The organism is Sphaerimonospora mesophila, from assembly GCF_001417795.1.
Taxonomy (GTDB): Bacteria; Actinomycetota; Actinomycetes; order Streptosporangiales; family Streptosporangiaceae; genus Sphaerimonospora; species Sphaerimonospora mesophila.
The window spans coordinates 14,606-31,758 of sequence record NZ_BCBX01000063.1 but is presented as its reverse complement, the minus strand read 5'-3'; the positions used below and the strand labels follow the sequence as shown (position 1 = coordinate 31,758).

Annotated in this window: 12 protein-coding genes; 3 read left to right on the top strand and 9 right to left on the bottom strand. The window is 68.6% G+C overall.

The window, feature by feature from the left end:
* Positions 1-91: 91 nt before the first annotated feature.
* Both AP234_RS39325 and AP234_RS36880 read left to right on the top strand, forming a co-directional pair.
* Positions 92-4,906: a polymorphic toxin-type HINT domain-containing protein gene (locus tag AP234_RS39325; RefSeq protein ID WP_152990756.1), complete on the top strand. Its 4,815-nt coding sequence runs from the start codon at positions 92-94 to the stop codon at positions 4,904-4,906.
* A complete protein-coding gene (locus tag AP234_RS36880; protein ID WP_152990755.1) occupies positions 4,906-5,472 on the top strand; it encodes a hypothetical protein in 567 nt (188 codons plus the stop codon). Before AP234_RS39325 ends, AP234_RS36880 begins: the two co-directional genes overlap by 1 nt.
* A 472-nt stretch (positions 5,473-5,944) precedes the next feature.
* Here AP234_RS36880 and AP234_RS33020 read toward each other — a convergent pair whose 3' ends face one another.
* Together AP234_RS33020 and uvrA are read right to left on the bottom strand one after the other, a co-directional pair.
* On the bottom strand, positions 5,945-6,358 hold the full coding sequence (locus AP234_RS33020) for a Rieske (2Fe-2S) protein (protein ID WP_055483687.1): 414 nt from the start codon (positions 6,356-6,358) through the stop codon (positions 5,945-5,947).
* Between the two features lie 68 nt (positions 6,359-6,426).
* Complete coding sequence (uvrA, locus tag AP234_RS33015; protein WP_055483686.1) at positions 6,427-9,267, bottom strand: excinuclease ABC subunit UvrA; 2,841 nt, start codon at positions 9,265-9,267, stop codon at positions 6,427-6,429.
* Between the two features lie 255 nt (positions 9,268-9,522).
* Here uvrA and AP234_RS33010 point away from each other — a divergent pair, with 255 nt between their 5' ends.
* Positions 9,523-10,164 (top strand): MBL fold metallo-hydrolase, encoded by a 642-nt coding sequence (locus AP234_RS33010; protein WP_055483685.1) that lies wholly within the window; start codon positions 9,523-9,525, stop codon positions 10,162-10,164.
* Positions 10,165-10,189: 25 nt separating this feature from the next.
* Here the strand turns inward: AP234_RS33010 and AP234_RS33005 are convergent, their stop codons facing one another.
* The 7 genes from AP234_RS33005 to AP234_RS32975 form a co-directional block, all read right to left on the bottom strand.
* Positions 10,190-10,486: a hypothetical protein gene (locus AP234_RS33005; protein WP_055483684.1), complete on the bottom strand. Its 297-nt coding sequence runs from the start codon at positions 10,484-10,486 to the stop codon at positions 10,190-10,192.
* A gap of 113 nt (positions 10,487-10,599) precedes the next feature.
* On the bottom strand, positions 10,600-11,457 hold the full coding sequence (gene pssA, locus AP234_RS33000; protein ID WP_055483683.1) for a CDP-diacylglycerol--serine O-phosphatidyltransferase: 858 nt from the start codon (positions 11,455-11,457) through the stop codon (positions 10,600-10,602).
* Complete coding sequence (locus tag AP234_RS32995) at positions 11,444-12,091, bottom strand: phosphatidylserine decarboxylase (protein ID WP_083502653.1); 648 nt, start codon at positions 12,089-12,091, stop codon at positions 11,444-11,446. The genes pssA and AP234_RS32995 overlap by 14 nt, the downstream gene beginning before the upstream one ends.
* Positions 12,092-12,241: 150 nt before the next feature.
* Entirely contained in the window at positions 12,242-13,219 is a 978-nt protein-coding gene (locus tag AP234_RS32990; RefSeq protein WP_055483681.1) for a TerC family protein, read from the bottom strand.
* A 151-nt stretch (positions 13,220-13,370) separates the two neighbouring features.
* Positions 13,371-14,519: a glycosyltransferase gene (locus tag AP234_RS32985; protein WP_055483680.1), complete on the bottom strand. Its 1,149-nt coding sequence runs from the start codon at positions 14,517-14,519 to the stop codon at positions 13,371-13,373.
* A complete protein-coding gene (gene murJ / locus AP234_RS32980; protein ID WP_055483679.1) occupies positions 14,516-16,186 on the bottom strand; it encodes a lipid II flippase MurJ in 1,671 nt (556 codons plus the stop codon). The genes AP234_RS32985 and murJ overlap by 4 nt, the downstream gene beginning before the upstream one ends.
* On the bottom strand, positions 16,186-17,121 hold the full coding sequence (locus AP234_RS32975; protein WP_063843193.1) for a hypothetical protein: 936 nt from the start codon (positions 17,119-17,121) through the stop codon (positions 16,186-16,188). The genes murJ and AP234_RS32975 overlap by 1 nt, the downstream gene beginning before the upstream one ends.
* Positions 17,122-17,153: the final 32 nt, after the last annotated feature.

Below are 17,153 nucleotides of genomic sequence, written 5' to 3'. Positions count from 1 at the left end.
CGCCTGGGCCCGCCGGCCGGAGTTCGGGACAACCCCGGATATCTATGAAGTGCCTGAGCCGTTCCCCTGCTTCGGCGGGTGGTTTCCCGGCATGCCGAAGGACTGCAGCCAGTCCTGGGGGGATTGGACCGACTGGCGGGGCTACCCCACGGTCCGGGTGATCACGGGCAGCGGAAGTGACCCGGCTGGGTACACGGTCACCAGCGCCACCTTTTATCGGGGCCTGTATGACGATGTGTTCAACGACGGCACACCCAAGCACGTCCAGGTGACCGACTTCGACGGCAACAGCTACAACGACCTGCGGGTGCTGTCGGGGCGCACGTTGCAGGAGCAGACCTGGCAGGCCACCGGATGGAGCGCCCCCACGCCCAAGTGCTCGTTCCAGCCGTGGAGTGCCACGGCCAGCTATCCGGCCGACTGGCCAGTCTCCCACAACGGGCACAACTGGATGTCCACCGCCTCCAGCACGGGCAAGGCCCCCGCGCCGGGATCACAGTATTGGAGTGACTTAGGCGCCTGCCCCGTCTACAGCTCCGGGCTCAGCGGCTACACCGAAGAATCCTCCACCCGCTACGAGTACGTCCGCGTCACCACCGGTGACGGCCCCGGCATCGCCGACCCCCGGCAGATCAACGTCTCCCGGCAGGTGTCCCGGGAGAAGGTGACCTCCGGCTGGAGGTACACCGAGACCAAGACCGAGTACAACGCCGACGGGCTACCGGTCAAGGTCAACGACTACGGTGAGCGCGGCGACGGCGCCGACAACACCTGCACCGCGACCACCTACGCCCGCAACACCGCGAACGGCGCGTGGATGATCTCCTACCCGGCCAGTGAGGAGACACGCGCCGGGGACGACTGCTCGTCTGGGACGCTGCTGGACCGTACGGTCACCCTGTATGACGGGGCGACCAGCCCGAGCACGAACGCCCCGACGAAGGGGAACGTCACCGAGATCCGTGCCCACTCCACGGCCTCCGACTACTCGGCAGCCAAGAGCACCTTCGACGACTACGGCCGCCCGCTAACCGTGACCGACCCGCTGGGCAAGACGACCACCACGACCTACAGCCCGGCAGTCGGGTGGCCCTCAGGTGGAGTCACGGTCACCAACCCACTTGGACACACGACGACCATGTGGTCCTCGCCGTACAACGGCCTGCCCGTCGGGATGCGGGACGCCAACAACAACGACATCAACATCGATTACGACGTGCTCGGCCGGACATTGCAGTTGTGGACGCCGGTCGCGCCCAAGACGGGTGGGACGCCGGCGGCCAAGGTCGCTTACACCATCCCGGCCGATGCCAACGGGACGGTGAACGGCCCGGCCAAAACCGCCGTTTCACGGCTGCAGTCGGGCAGCGGCAGTTCGGCAATGTGGGTGTCCACGCACACCTACCTCGACGGGCTGGGCCGCGCCCGGGAGACCCAGACACCTTCCCCAGCAGGCGGACGGATCGTCCAGGTCACCACCTACGATGCACGGGGGTTGACGGCCGCGACCTCCGCCCCGGTCCACAACACCGCCGCACCGGGGTCCGGGCTGCTCAACCCCGCCTTGACGTCGCTGCCGCAGTGGTCCCGGCCGGTTTACGACGCGCTGGGCCGGACCGTCGCCGCGGTGGACATGTCGGCGGCCAACGAGCTGCGCCGTACCACGACGACCTATCTGGGTGCGGACAAGTACGAGGTGACGCCACCAACGGGCGGAAAGACGGTGTATTACGCCGATGCCGCCGACCAGGTCACCAAGATCGAGGAATGGCTGACCGGTGCGGGCGGGCAGCAGGCAGCGGCCATGGCCGGGCCGGAAGCGCCCGCGCCTAAGACCGCGGCGGGCACGGACGCATTGAGCCAAGATGCGGGGGAGGCGGCGCAGTCAGGCTGGTCGGACCGACAGAACGCGACCATCGACCTGCCCGAACAGACCACCAGCCACTACATCACCACCTTCACCTACGACCGCAAGGGTCAGCTGATCAAGCAGACTGATGCGAACGGCAACGTCCGCACCTTCACCTACGACTTGCTCGGCCGCCGTATCGCCGCCCACGACCCCGACGCAGGCGACTCCGAGCAGGCCTACGACCCGGCCGGGCGCATGTTGTGGTCCACCAACGGCAAGGGCCAGAAGGTCTCCCACGCCTACGACGACCTCGGCCGGAAGACCGCCATGTGGTCCGGAGAGCCCGGCTCGGGCACCAAGCTCGCCGAATGGACGTACGACACGGTCGCCAAGGGCCAGCTGACCTCCGCCACCCGGTATTCCGGCGGCAACGCCTACACCGATGCGGTCACCGGCTACGACAGCATGGGCCGCCCCACCGGCTCCACCCTGACGGTCCCATCCTCTGAGGGGCTGCTGGCCGGGACGTACACCTTCGCCACCACCTACAACACCGCCGGCGCCACCGCGACCTACACCATGCCCGCCGCAGGCGGACTCCCGGCCGAGACGGTCACCTCCACCTACACCGACCTCAACCTCCCCCAAGCGATGACCTCCAATGTGGGCGGCGGCTTCACCTACGTCCACGCCACCACCTACTCACCCACCGCACGGCTGACCGAACGCGCCTACGGCGCGGGCGGGAAGATCAAACGGACACTGGCCTGGGATGAGACAACCGGATGGCTGACGGGGGTCACCACCACGACCAAGGCCAATACCCTCAACCCCGTGACCGTCCAGGACGACCGGTACACCTACGACATCTCCGGCGAGATCACCCGCATCCTGGACGCCGCCACCGCCGCCGGGGGAAGCCCGGGACAGTCAGAGTGCTTCACCTATGACGGGTTGCACCGGCTGTCGCAGGCCTGGACCACCACCACACCCGAGTGCGGCACGGGCACCGGCTCGGCCGACAACCAGGGCATCGACCCCTACGCCCAGTCCTACGCCTACGACGCCGTCGGCAACATCACCAGCATCACCGACGGCGAACAGACCGCCACCTACACCTACCCCCAACCCGGCGCGAACGCGACACGCCCCAACGCGGTGTCTACCATCACTCGTCCTGACCGCACCGACACCTACACCTACGACAACGCCGGACAACTGGTCTCCCGCACGGTCGATGGCAAGAACGGCACCCTCGCCTGGAACGAACTCGGCCAACTGGAGAAGGCCACCATCGACGGCCAGGACACCACGATGGTCTACGACGCCGACGGCGAACGCCTCATCCGCCGCGACCCCGGCGGCAAGACCACCCTGTACTTGGGCTCGATGGAAATCGAGGTGGACGGGGACACCATCACCGGCAAGCGCTACTACACCACCCCCGACGGCGCCACCGTCGCCATGCGCATCGGCGGAGACGGCGTCACCTGGCTCGCCTCCGGCCTACACGGCTCCGTCCAACTCGCCGTCAACGACGCCACCGGCACCGTCTCCCGCGAACGCTACCTGCCCTTCGGCCAGCGCCGCGGCGCCGACAACCTCCCCTTCACCGACCTGGGCTTCCTTGGCAAGATCGAAGACGACTCCACCGGCCTGACCTACCTATCCGCCCGCTACTACGACCCTGCCACCGCCAAATTCATTACCACCGACCCTCTCCTCGACCTGCGCAAACCCCAATGGGCCAACCCCTACGGCTACGCCGGCAACAACCCCATCGGCCTGTCCGATCCCAGTGGACTGGCCATTCCAGCAGAGAGTCCGTGCAAGAAGGCACCGGGCAGTATCGCCTGCTGGGAATTTAATCGGGACTGGATGTGGGACCAGAAACGCGGATGGATCAAGCGATCTAAGCCATATTTCAAAATGTTTATGGGGCCGACCACAATCACTGGCTACGATAACGATACGGGCTACAACCTCGCTTACTCACAAGCAATGGCAGACTTTAAGAAGAACGTCAATCCCTGGGGTCCGCCTGACTGCTCGCCGGGAGACATGAACTCGCCCGGAGGTGATTGCAGTCCGGGTGACCTCATGGGACTTCAATCGTTCGCCCATCTTATCTGCAAGTATGGCGGATATGCATGCCAGGACGTTTCACCAACCGAATTCTTCAAGATGGCAATGCAATCTGCCGCTTCATCCGGAATGATTTTCGGAGGCAGGGGCGACGGCGGCATCTCAATAGTGCGCCCCAAGGGAAATCTACGACCCAAATCCCCGTGCAGCAGTTTCCCTCCCGACTCTCACATTTTAATGGCTGACGGCACTCGTAAGCCGATCGAGAAAGTCGAGGTCGGGGATCGCGTACTCGCCACCGACCCAGTCACCGGGCAGACCGGACCACACCCCGTCGTCGCTCTGATCACAAGCGAAGGCGACAAGAACCTCATTCAGATCACCATCGACACCGACGGCCCCCGTGGAGACCAGACCGGCACCGTCATCGCTACCGACAGCCACCCCTTCTGGTCGGAAGACCAGGGCCACTGGTTCAACGCCAAGGACTTGCGACCCGGGATGCGGGTACTCACCTCCGACGGTGGCGACGGGCTCGCGGTCCTAAGCACCAGCACCTACCATCGAAGCAACCAGCGTGTCTACAACCTTACGGTCCGCGGTCTGCACACCTACCATGTGGCAGTCGAAGATACAAATGTACTCGTTCACAACAGCAACTGCTTCAGCCTAGACCAACTGGCGGCCGCGGGGAGGGCACCGGATAAAAACAATCTTACTCGCGCCGGCTTTGAGTATCAAAAGCACATGGCTCGGGGCCAGTTAGACAGAGTGAAGGGAAAGCAGCTGAATGAGGCAGGCCAGAATCTGCTCGAGGAAATCCTCAGGGACCCTTCAGTAAAATACTCACAAGTCAGAAAGGGTGCATTCGCCGGTGGATTTAGATACGTCGCCGTCATCAGAGGCGAGAAAATTGGCGCAGTTTTCGACGCGAACGGCAAGTTCGCCTATTTCGGAATGTATAATTGATGTACCTTAAGGCTCAACCCTGGAATTCTTACGGGGAAAGCGACGAGGTCGGCGCAATCTCCCTGTTCCTGACACACAATCCGATAAAGGAGATTTATTACGGGACATCCCCGAACTGGGGCACTCGAGAGGAATTTGAAAGAAATGACATACATGACGTAGACCACTATGTCACCCTAAGGCTGGAAAATGGCTGGTTCCGGGCATCTTGGCTAATGCAGGGGTTCGACGAAGGGATCGCGCTCGAGATTACCGACGACGCCCTTCCGCCAATGGGCGATATCCAGAACGTCTCTGTCACCGAATCGAAGCCCTGGACGGGGCTAGTCCGCCTCGAGATCGAGAATGTTACCTTTGTTCCACATATTCCGGACGAAGAGTCCTCTCGGAACCTCTGGTCAGTCCGATTGGATCTGGAGGAACATCGCTCAGTTGTCGTCTGTCTGGGAATCTATAGAGAAGGGGTGATTGAATATCACCCCACCAATCTGACTGTGATATTTAGCAAAGAGATCGCTACTTCCTATCGAACTCCTGGATCGAGATATCCAGCTTGGGGCAGATGATGTCCGTGCCGAGCAGGCCGAAGCCCGTGCTGAGCGGGCTGAGGCTCGGGCAGCCGAGACTGAGGCCCGGATCGAGGAGTTGAGCGAGCAGGTCGTGGTGCTGTCTCGGATGTTGTTCGGCCGGTCCTCGGAGAAGAAGAACACCCCGGACTCCGACGGCGCAGACGGGCCCGGCGCGGGGGATGCGTCCGGCCGCGACCGCGATGTCGGTGCCAGAGGGTCAGCGGTGCTGCACCGAGTGCGAGACCGGTTTCAGGTTCTTGGGATATGAGGACAGCGAGCAGATCGACTGGCAGGTGACGATCACGAGGATCGTGCACCGGCGGCGCCGTCACAAGCGGGCCTGCGCCTGTGCGGGCGCGCGGCGGCCTGGTTGGAGGTCGCGTCCCGAGGCTCTGCGGTTAGCGTGCCGGGGCGGCATGGAGTAGATGACCTTGGCCGCCCCGGTCTCGGTTACGCGTGTCCGCGCATATCACGCGAGGGTGATGCCGCCGTCAGTTACGCTGATCTTCTGTTCGGGCAGGGGCGCGCCGGCGGGGCCGTCCTTGACCGACCCGTCGGCGACGTCGAACTTGCTGCCGTGACAGTGGCAGTTGATCGTGCCGTTGGAGACGGTGCCGACCAGGCAGCTCTGGTGCGTGCAGACCGCGCTGAACGCCTTGAACTCCCCCTTGACGGGCTGGGTCACGACGACCTTCAGATCCTCGAAGATCTTTCCGCCGCCCTCGGGGATGTCCGAGGTCTGCGCGATCGGGCCGGTGGGCTTGGCCGCGGGAGCCCCCGCGTCGCCACCGCCACCGCACGCGGCGAGTGCCGCCGCCAGTCCCGCTCCCCCGGCTCCGAAGATCACAGCACGGCGCGTCGTGTCCGTCGTGCTCTCAGTCATCGTTGGTCCTCTCTTACCTTGCTCCGCTGAACCCTATGCCGTCTCTACACCCCCCGCGGCAGGAAGGTTCAAATCTCAAGGATCTTCCTGAGGAACATCCCGGTGTGGCTCTCCTCGACCCCGGCGATCTCCTCGGGCGTGCCGGTGGCGACGACCCGGCCGCCGCGCGACCCGCCTTCGGGGCCCATGTCGATGATCCAGTCTGCCGTCTTGATCACGTCTAGGTTGTGCTCGATGACGATGACCGTGTTGCCGTTGTCCACTAGCCGGTTGAGCACGCCGAGCAGCCGGCGGATGTCCTCGAAGTGCAGGCCTGTCGTCGGCTCGTCCAGCACGTAGACCGTACGACCCGTGGACCGCCGCTGCAGCTCCGAGGCGAGTTTGACCCGCTGGGCCTCGCCGCCGGACAGCGTGGTGGCGGGCTGGCCGAGCCGTACGTAGCCGAGGCCGACGTCGTTGAGCGTCTGCAGGTGGCGGCGGATCGCCGGGATCGAGTCGAAGAACTCCAGCGCCTCCTCGATCGGCATGTCGAGGACCTCGGAGATGGTCTTGCCCTTGTAGTGGACCTCCAGGGTCTCGCGGTTGTACCGCGCTCCGTGGCAGACCTCGCAGGGGACGTAGACGTCCGGCAGAAAGTTCATCTCGATCTTGATGGTGCCGTCGCCGGAGCAGGCCTCGCACCGGCCGCCCTTGACGTTGAAGCTGAACCGCCCGGGCAGGTAGCCGCGTACCTTCGCCTCCGTCGTCGAGGCGAACAGCTTGCGCACGTGGTCGAAGACGCCGGTGTAGGTCGCCGGGTTGGACCTGGGCGTACGCCCGATGGGCGACTGGTCGACGTGCACCACCTTGTCGAGCAGGTCCGTGCCGGTCACCCGCGAGTGCCGGCCGGGCACGGTGCGCGCGCCGTGCAGCTCCTTGGCCAGCGCGGCGTAGAGGATGTCGTTGACCAGCGTGGACTTGCCCGACCCCGACACACCGGTCACGGCCGTGAAGACGCCCAGCGGAAACTCCACGTCGACGCCGGTCAGGTTGTTCTCGCGGGCGCCCTTCACGACGAGCTGCCGCTTCCTGTCCCGCTTGCGCCGCTGCGCCGGTACGGCGATCGCCCTGCGGCCGGAAAGGTAGGCCCCGGTGAGCGACTGCTCGCAGGCCAGCAGCTCCGGGACGGTGCCGGAGACGACGACCTGGCCGCCGTGCTCGCCCGCGCCAGGGCCGATGTCCACCACCCAGTCGGCGGCCGCGATGGTGTCCTCGTCGTGCTCGACCACGATCAGCGTGTTGCCCATGTCGCGCAGCCGGATCAGCGTCTCCAGCAGCCGGTGGTTGTCGCGCTGGTGCAGGCCGATCGACGGCTCGTCCAGGACGTACAGCACGCCGACCAGGCCGGAGCCGATCTGGGTGGCCAGCCGGATCCGCTGCGCCTCGCCGCCCGCGAGCGTCCCGGCTGCGCGGTCCAGCGTGAGGTAGTCGAGGCCGACGTCCAGCAGGAAGCCGAGCCGGGCGTTGATCTCCTTGACCACCCGCTCGGCGATGTGCCGGTCGCGCTCGGACAGCGTCAGCCCCGACAGGAACGCGGCGCACTCGCCGATCGACATCGCGGCGACCTCGGCGATCGAGGCGTCGCCGATGGTGACGGCCAGGGACACCGGCTTGAGGCGGCGGCCCCGGCAGGCCGGGCAGGGGATCTCGCGCATGTAGCCCTCGAACCGCTCCCGGCCCGTGTCGCTCTCCGACTCGGCGTGCCTGCGCTGCACCCAGGGGATGACGCCCTCGAACGTCGTGTAGTAGGACCGCTGCCTGCCGAACCGGTTGGTGTAGCGGATGTGGACCTGCTCGTCGTGGCCGTGCAGGATCGACTTCTGCGCCTTCTTGGGCAGCCGCTCCCACGGGGTGTCCAGGTCGAAGCCCAGCATGTTGCCGAGCCCTTCGAGCAGCCGGACGAAGTAGTCGCTGGTGTGGCCGTTCGACCAGGGGGTGACGGCTCCGTCGCCGAGGGTCCGCTCCGGGTCGGGGACGACCAGCTCGGGATCGACCTCCATGCGGGTGCCGAGGCCGGTGCACTCGGGGCAGGCGCCGAACGGCGAGTTGAACGAGAACGACCGGGGCTCCAGCTCCTCGAACGACAGGTCGTCGTAGGGGCAGTAGAGGTGCTCGGAGTAGAACCGCTCCCGGTTGGGGTCGCTCTCGGGCAGGTCGACGAAGTCGAGGGTGATCGTGCCGCCGGACAGGCGCAGTGCGGTCTCCACCGAGTCGGTCAGCCGCCGCCGCGCGCCGTCCTTGACGGCGAGCCGGTCGACGATCACCTCGATGTCGTGCTTCTCGTACTTCTTGAGCGTCGGCGGCTCCTCCAGCCTGACCACCGTGCCGTCGACCCGGGCGCGCGCGTAACCCTTGGTCTGCAGCTCGCGGAACAGCTCGCCGTACTCTCCCTTGCGGCCCCGCACGACCGGCGCGAGCACCTGGAATCGGGTGCCCTCGGGCAGCTCCAGCACCCGGTCGACGATCTGCTGCGGCGTCTGCCTGGCGATCGGCCGCTCGCATCGCGGGCAGTGTGGCTTGCCGATGCGCGCCCAGAGCAGGCGCAGGTAGTCGTAGACCTCGGTGATGGTGCCGACGGTCGAACGGGGGTTGCGGCTGGTCGACTTCTGGTCGATCGACACGGCCGGGGACAGCCCCTCGATGAAGTCGACGTCGGGCTTGTCCATCTGGCCCAGGAACTGCCGGGCGTAGGCGGACAGCGACTCGACATAGCGGCGCTGGCCCTCGGCGAAGATGGTGTCGAAGGCCAGGCTGGACTTTCCGGATCCGGAAAGCCCGGTGAAGACGATCAGAGCGTCTCGCGGCAGGTCCAGCGAGACGTCCTTCAAGTTGTGCTCACGTGCGCCACGCACGATCAGGCGGTCAGCCACGGCGGTCCCGATAGGTCGAAGAAGTCAACAGAGGTGCCCGGGGAGGCTATCCGGCGCCACCGACAATTTCCGGCGACCTCTCAGTCCAGGGTATGCGTCCCGGCGAACCCTCGTCCCCTTTCCGGGGATGAGGGAGCGAGGACCGCATGCGAAAACCCGCCGGATCGGAGCCTCCTCCCGGCGCGATGACCGGCCCCGCCACTGTCGGCTTCACCGCGCTAGCGTGAGCCGTACGGAAGGACGAAGGGGAGAGAGATGACCTACACGGGCGACGTCGTCAAGAACGGGCCGGCGGACGTGCGGGAGCTGCCCGCGCTGACCATCTCGAAGATCGAGGTGGGCGACTTCGGCAACAACGCCTACCTGCTGCGGTGCACGGACACGGGTGACGGCCTGCTGATCGACGCCGCGGCCGAGCCCGACCGGCTGCTCGGGCTCATCGGCGACCACCCGATCAGCTCCATCGTGACCACCCACCGGCACATGGACCACTGGATGGCGCTGGAGGAGGTGGCCGGGGCCACCGGCGCCCAGATCGTGGCCCACCCGCTCGACGCGCCAGAGCTGCCCGTACGGGTCACCCAGGAGGTCGAGCACGGGGACCGGGTGACCGTCGGGGTGATCACCCTGGAGGTCATCCATCTGCGCGGCCACACGCCCGGCTCGATCGCGCTGCACTACCCGGGGCACCTGTTCACCGGCGACTCGCTCTTCCCCGGGGGCGTCGGCAACACCGACAAGGACCCGGCGAGGTTCGAGCGGCTCTACACGGACGTGGTGGAGCGGCTGTTCGACCGGCTGCCCGACGAGACGTGGGTCTACCCCGGCCACGGCAAGGACACGACGCTCGGGGCGGAGCGGCCGCACCTGGCGGAGTGGAAGGCACGCGGCTGGTGAGCCGCACCCGGCCGGAGGGCGGCGCTCAGACGCCCTCCAGGCCGGGATGGGGGCGGGGATCGCCGGTCGTGAAGACCCGGACGATCCGGTCGGCGGCGGCGGCCGGCTCGTCCGCGCTCTCGACCACGTCGCCCCAGGACCAGCGGTAGAAGCAGCCGTCGGACATCGCCACGCAGTCGACCGTCTCGCTGAAGATCGCCGCGTCCGGGTCGCGGACCTTCAGCGACGGCGGATCGGGGCGCAACGACGCCTCCAGCCCGCGGAGTTCCAGTTCCCGCGCCAGCTTGCCGAGGAAGTACGTCAGGGTGTGCTCGCGAGGCATGGCGACCAGGGCTCCATCGGGCTAGACGATCATATGGATGTGCTGCCGGGACCCATGGAAAAGGGGCCCTCATGGCTGATTGGCCGGGGCCCCTGTCCGTGTGACGGCTTCAGTCAGCCCGCGTTCTCCGAGCGTCGTTCCCTGCGCTGCTGCTGTTTGAACATCAGGACCCGCAGCGGAATGGCGGAGACGATCGCGATCTGCATGGTCGCGCCCACCGTGATCAGCCGGTCGCCGCCGTCCAGGCCCGACGCCCAGATCGTCAGGCACGCCACATTGATCATCATCCAGCCGAGGACGACGGCCGCGAGATTGCCCTTCGGCTTGGGGTATTCGATCCGGCTGACCATCAGCCAGGCCACCGCGACGATGCCCGCGATCGTGAAGTAGCTGGGCTGGAAGAGCAGCACGATCGAGACCACCGTCATCGCGCCCATGGGGATCGGCAGCCCCATGAAGTCGCCGCTCTTCGTCTTGACGCAGGCGAACCTGGCCAGCCGTACGACACCGGCGAGCAGGACGGAGGCGGCCGCGCACAGCACGAGCCACAGCGGGAGACGGCCGGAGAAGCCCGCCCAGATCACCACCATGAACGCGGGCGCGAACCCGAAGCTGATCACGTCGGCGAGGTTGTCCAGCTCGGCGCCCATGGCGGAGGCGCGGAACCTCCGGGCGACGAGGCCGTCGAACAGGTCGCAGGTCGCCCCGATGAGCAGCAGGACCACGGCGGTGCCGAAGAACCGGGGGTCGGGCTCGAACTTGCCGCTGGACTGCATCAGATCGCTTATCGCCGACCAGGCGAGCACGCATACCGCGAGGAAACCGCTGAGCGCGTTGCCGAGCGAGAGGGAGTCGGCCGCCGACAGGCGGAATGCCTTGCCTACGGGACCCCGCGGTTCGTCGGCCGCCGCCTCGTCGGTCAGCCCCTCCACCGGCCAGTTCGCGCCGGCGCCGAGATCAGGTGTGGTCAAGGCGTGTCACCCCCGCCGTGGTCTTCTGCCCGACGGTGACCGCGGGCGTCACTCCCTCGGGAAGATAGACGTCCACCCGGGAGCCGAAGCGGATCAGCCCGATGCGCTCGCCCTGGGCCACCTTCGCGCCGGCCGCGAGGTACGGCACGATGCGGCGGGCGACGGCCCCCGCGATCTGCACGATCTCGAGGTCGCCGAGCGCGGTGTCGAAGTGCCAGACCACCCGCTCGTTCTTGTCGCTGTCCTTGTTGAAGGCCGGGACGAATCCGCCGGGAACGTGCTCGACGGAGGTGACGGCGCCGGCGGCGGGCGCCCGGTTGACGTGGACGTTCAGCGGGCTCATGAAGATCGCCACCCTGGTGCGGCCGTCGGGCCAGGGGTCGATGCTCTGCACGACGCCGTCGGCGGGCGAGATGAGCCGCCCCACCCCCGGCACGCGTTCAGGATCGCGGAAGAACCACAGCATCCCGCCGGTGAGCGCGGTGAGCGGTACGGCCGCCAGGGCCCATTTGGGCGACCTGCGGGTGAGCAGGGTGGTGGCGGCCGCGGCCGCGGCGGTCGGCGCGAGCCAGGGGGACACCCCTCGCGCGAGCCGGACTCGACCCCGGGAGCTGGGCAACGATTCGTTGGACACAGGGAACCTTTGAACTCTTTTCACGACATGGACCGGTCTGCGGGTTAACGAGCGATAGTACCGATCCGGCCGTCATCGCATGGCACAACGAGAGAAGCAAAACATCGTCGTTGCCCGTTTTGCTCGGGGATGTCCGTTAAATACATTCCCCTACCCTTGCGGCGCTTCCGCGGGAGCGACCGCCTTGCCCTTCCTCGCCTTGATCAGGCTCGCGACGGTCGTCACGGACATCGTGACCCCGATCACCGTCAATGACACCCAGATGGGGACCTCTGGCGCCCAGGGGACCCCGCTTCCGTGCAACGCTTCCAGGATGAGCTTGATTCCGATGAACCCGAGGATGAATGCGAGACCGTAGCTGAGATAGACCAGCCGCTGCAGCAGACCGCCCAGCAGGAAGTAGAGCTGGCGCAGCCCCATCAGGGCGAAGGCGTTGGCGGAGAAGACGATGAAGGCGTCCTCGGTCAGCCCGAAGATCGCCGGGATCGAGTCGAGCGCGAACATCAGGTCGGTGCTGCCGATCGCGATCATCACGATGAGCATCGGGGTGACCATCCGCTTGCCGTCCACTCGCACGGTGACGCGGGCGCCGACGAAACCGGGCGTGGTCGGGAAGACGCGGCGCGCCCAGCGCAGGAGGGCGTTCTCCTTGACCTCCTCGTCCACCTTGTTGTGGTCGCGGACGAGGGTGTACGCCGTCCAGACGAGGTAGATCCCGAAAACGTAGAACAGCCAGCTGAACTTGGCGAGCGCCACCGCGCCGATCGCGATGAAGATCCCGCGCATGACGAGCGCGAGCATGATGCCCACCAGCAGCACCTTGTGCTGGTACGGCCGCGGCACCGCGAACCGCGACATGATCAGATAGAAGATGAACAGGTTGTCGACGCTGAGGCTGTACTCGGTGACGTAGCCGGCGAAGAACTCTCCCCCGGCCTGTGCCCCGCCCCAGACCGTTAAGCCGATTCCGAACAGTACGGCCAGGAAGACATAGAAACCCACCCAGATTCCGGCCTGCCGTACGGAGAACTCCCGTGGTTCGCCGCGATCGACGATCCATAGGTCGACCGCGACCACGACCAGCAGTCCGACGATGACGGCGGCCCAAACCCACAGCGGGACACTCACAACACTCAACCTCCGGCGCGCGCTGAACACACTGCCGGAGGTCTCTCCCGCCCGCAGCGCGCGGACCGACAGCCCCGGGCGCATACGCCGTGATGACGGAACTGTCGCGAAGGGATACTCCCCCCCAACGCGTTCAGTATAGGGATCAGGGTTACTCTGACCTAATCCAGTCGGTCCTCCCTTCACCGGCCCACCCCTGACCTGGGCCGTAAGCCTCCAGAACGGAGTGGAGCGCTTCGGCCTCACCGGGCAGCTCCCGGCCGCGGCGGGCGGACGCACGGGCCAGACGGGCGGCCGACCCGGGGTCGCCGAGGAGCCCGGCGATCGCCTCGCGCAGCGCGGCGGGGTCGCCCACGGGCACCAGAACCGCCGCGTCCCGCACCATGTCCGGAATGCCGCCCACCCGGGTGGCGATGATCGCTCTGCCCGCCCGCAGCGCCTCCTGGACGCTCAGCGGCTGCCCCTCCCACCGGCTCGGCACGACCACCGCCGCCGCCACCTGGAGCAGATCCGCCGGGGCCGCCCAGCCGTACAGGAGCACGGGCAGGCCCTCGGCGTCGATCCGTGCCTGGAGCTCCGGCCGGAGCGGACCCTCACCGGCGACCACGAACAGCGGATCGCCGGGGTAGGGCCCGGCCGCCGCGTCGAGCAGCGTCTCCAGCCCCTTCTGCTGGGCCAGCCTGGCGACGGTGAGAAGGATGGGCCGGTCGGCCACGGATCCGCCGACCCGGTGCGCGAGCTCCGCCCTGACCTCGTCGGCGGACCTGGTCGCCTCGGCCAGGGGCGGCGCCGGCACGACGGCGGCCTCCACCCGCCGAGCCCCCCGAGAACGCATGCGGTCGCCGAGGTCGGGTGAGACGACGAGCACGTGGTCGGCCCGCCGCGCGACGATCACCTCCAGGGCCCGGTAGACGGCGCCGACGGCGCCGCCGGCGGTGACGGCGTTGTGAAGGGTGACCACGAGCCGGGGACGGCGCCCGGCCCCGATGCCGGCCAGGGCGGTGAGGGCCCCCGCCCGCAGCCCGTGCGCGTGTACGGCGTCCGCGTCGCGGACGAGGGCGCGCAACCGGGCGGCGGAGGCGAGATCATGTCGGGGATTCGGCCGGTCGGCGATCGGCACCTCGGCGAACCGCGCGCCCGAGGCGGTGAAGCCGAACGCCTCCTCGGTGCTGCGCGGCCCGGCGACGATCACCGTGTGGCCGCGCCCGGCCAGTCCGGCCGCCAGCATGCGCACGTGTGCGCCCACGCCGCCCGCGCTCGTCCCGAGCACGAGCAGGATCCGCCTTCTGGGCTCTGTCATGGCTCCTCCTCGCCCTCCGCCGGAGCGGTCACCCGGTCTCCCCGCCGCTTGAAACGCGCGAGCACGGCGCCGAGGTCCCTGTGGTCCACCGCCGCCACGGCCAGGGCGCCCGCCGCGAGGGCCACGACCCCGCCCACGCAGGCGAAGACCGCCCCGGCGACCCCGCTCCACGGCCCGCCGCCCACCGCCTGAGAACCCGCCAGGAAGGCGCAGCCGCCGCCCGCCGCGGCCGCGACGACCGCCCGGGGCAGCCCCTTCAGCGCCTCCGCGCCCCGCGCGCGCAGGACCGATGCCGCGAGCAGCACCCCGCCCACCGTCATGCCGGCCACCTGACCGAGGGCCAGACCGCCCAGCTTCCAGTCGCCGGGGAAGGTCACGACGAACACCGCCTGGGCGACGAGGACGGCGAGCCAGCCGATCACCATGCCCCGGGCCGCCGCCCTGCCCTCTCCGGAGGCGTACAGGACGCGGCTCAGGTGGGCGATCAGTCCATAGCCCACGAGCCCGGGCGCGAACAGCGCGATCGCGCGGGCGAACTCGGCCGTCGGGATGTCGCTGGCGGTCCCCGCGAGGAAGACGGACGCGACCGGCCCGGCGACGGCGGCGAGCACCCCGGCGGCCAGCCCGGAGATCAGCACGATGGCGCGGGAGGCCTGAGCGGACAGCGCGGCGAAACCCACCCGGTCGCCGTCCTCGGCCCGGGCGGACAGCACGGGGAACGCGCTGGTGGCGATCGGCACCGCGAGCACGGCGTACGGCACCTGGTAGACGGCCCACGCGTACGTGTAGACGAGCAGCCCGCCGCTGCCGATCTCCCGGTTGGCCAGCGGGATCACGACGGCGGTCGCGGCCTGCTGGGCGACCAGCGCGCTGAGCCCGGCCAGCGCCAGCCGGCGCACCTGTACGGCCACGCCGGCCGGAAAGCGGAGGGTGGGCCGCCACCGCAGACCCAGCCGCGAGGTGGGGCCGATCACGGTGACGGCCAGGGAGAGCACGCCCAGCGTCGTCCCGATCGAGAGGGCGTACTCCGCCACGCCGGGCACCGTGGCCGGGTCGCGGTCGCCCCCGCTGAGCGGGTCGAAGGCCAGGTAGGCGCCGATGACCACGATGCTCGACACCAGCGGAGCGAGCGCCGGCCCGGTGAACCGGCGGTGGGCCTGCAGCACCCCGTAGAGCACGACCGCCACGCCGTACAACGGGATCTGGGGGGCGAAGACCACCAGCATGCGGGTGGCGACGGCGACCACCTCGCCCGACACGCACTTGTCGACCTGGTCGCCGACCAGCAGCCGGGTGACCGGCCCGGCCACCAGCGCGGTCAGCACGCCGACGGGGACCAGCAGCAGCACGACCCAGGTCAGCAGCGCCGAGGAGATCCGCCCCGCCTCCACGCGCGCCTCGGCCGTCTCGCGGGCCGCGACCGCGGCGAGCACCGGGACCACCATCCCGGCCAGCGCGCCGCCGGCCACGACCTCGAACACGACGTTCGGCACCATGTTGGCCGTGGCGTAGGCCGTGCCCAGGCAGTTGGTGCCCACGGCACGGGCGAGCGCGAGCTGCTTGGCGAAGCCGGTGACGCGGGCGAGGATCGTGATGGCGCCGATCAGGACGGCCGCCCCGGCGATGCCCCTGCCCACCCGTCCGGTCATGCCGGCGCGTACGGCCATCAGCTCTCGACGGGACGGCGGCCCAGCATGTCGAGGCGGTTCAGCACCCGGTTGCCCGCGATCACCTTGGTGAAGCTGATCTTCTCCGAGGCGAGCGTCAGGGCGGCGACAGCGCCGAGGGCCGTGAGCCGTCCGGCCCGGCCGAGCCGGGCGGTGGCGGCGAGGCCGAGCAGCGCGCCGAGCGCGTTCGCCCCGGCGTCGCCGAGCATGGCCCGCTCCCCCAGGTCCTCGGGCAGCAGCGCCGCCGCCGCGCCCAGCGGGATGGCGGCGAGCACGGCCGCGCCGCGGCGGCGCGACGTCAGCGAGGCGGCCAGCAGCGGGACCCCGGCGAGCAGGCCGGCCTTGACGGCCCGCCCCGGCCGCAGGTCGAACAGGTTGGCCAGATTCGCGCTGCCCGCGATCAGTGCGCCGTCGGCGAGCGTGTCGAGCGTGCGCACGGCGGGGCAGCCGACCTCCGTCCGGCCCGGGGAGAGAGCGGCCGCGGCCAGGCCGGTGACGCCGATGCCGATGATCTTCACAGCGCCGCTCGTGACCTCGCCGCGCCTCAGCGCGCTCAGGTGTCCCTTGAAGCCCTTGGTGGTCGCCGTGCCGAACACGTCGTCGTACGCGCCGAGGATCCCGCTGCCCGTCCCGGCCAGCAGGGCGGCGGCCCGGACGCGGCCCGGCAGCCCCGGAGCGAGCGCGACCGCCGCGCCGGCGCCCGCCACCAGGGCCGGCCCCTCGAGCAGGGTGACCGGCTCCCCGCGGTGGTTGGTGCGGGTCCAGTACCGCTCGGCGGTCTTCTCGTCACGCCGCGCCGGCAGGGGCGGCCTCCGTCTGAAGGCGGCATAGGCGATGCGGGCGGCCACGGCGCCCAGCGCGGCGCCGGCGGCCGCGCCCAGCACCGCACCCGCGGCGCCGCCTGCGCGGGCGCCCGATGAGGAACGGTTCGCCACGACTTCTTCCTCTTCTCAGGGGTTGTCACGGG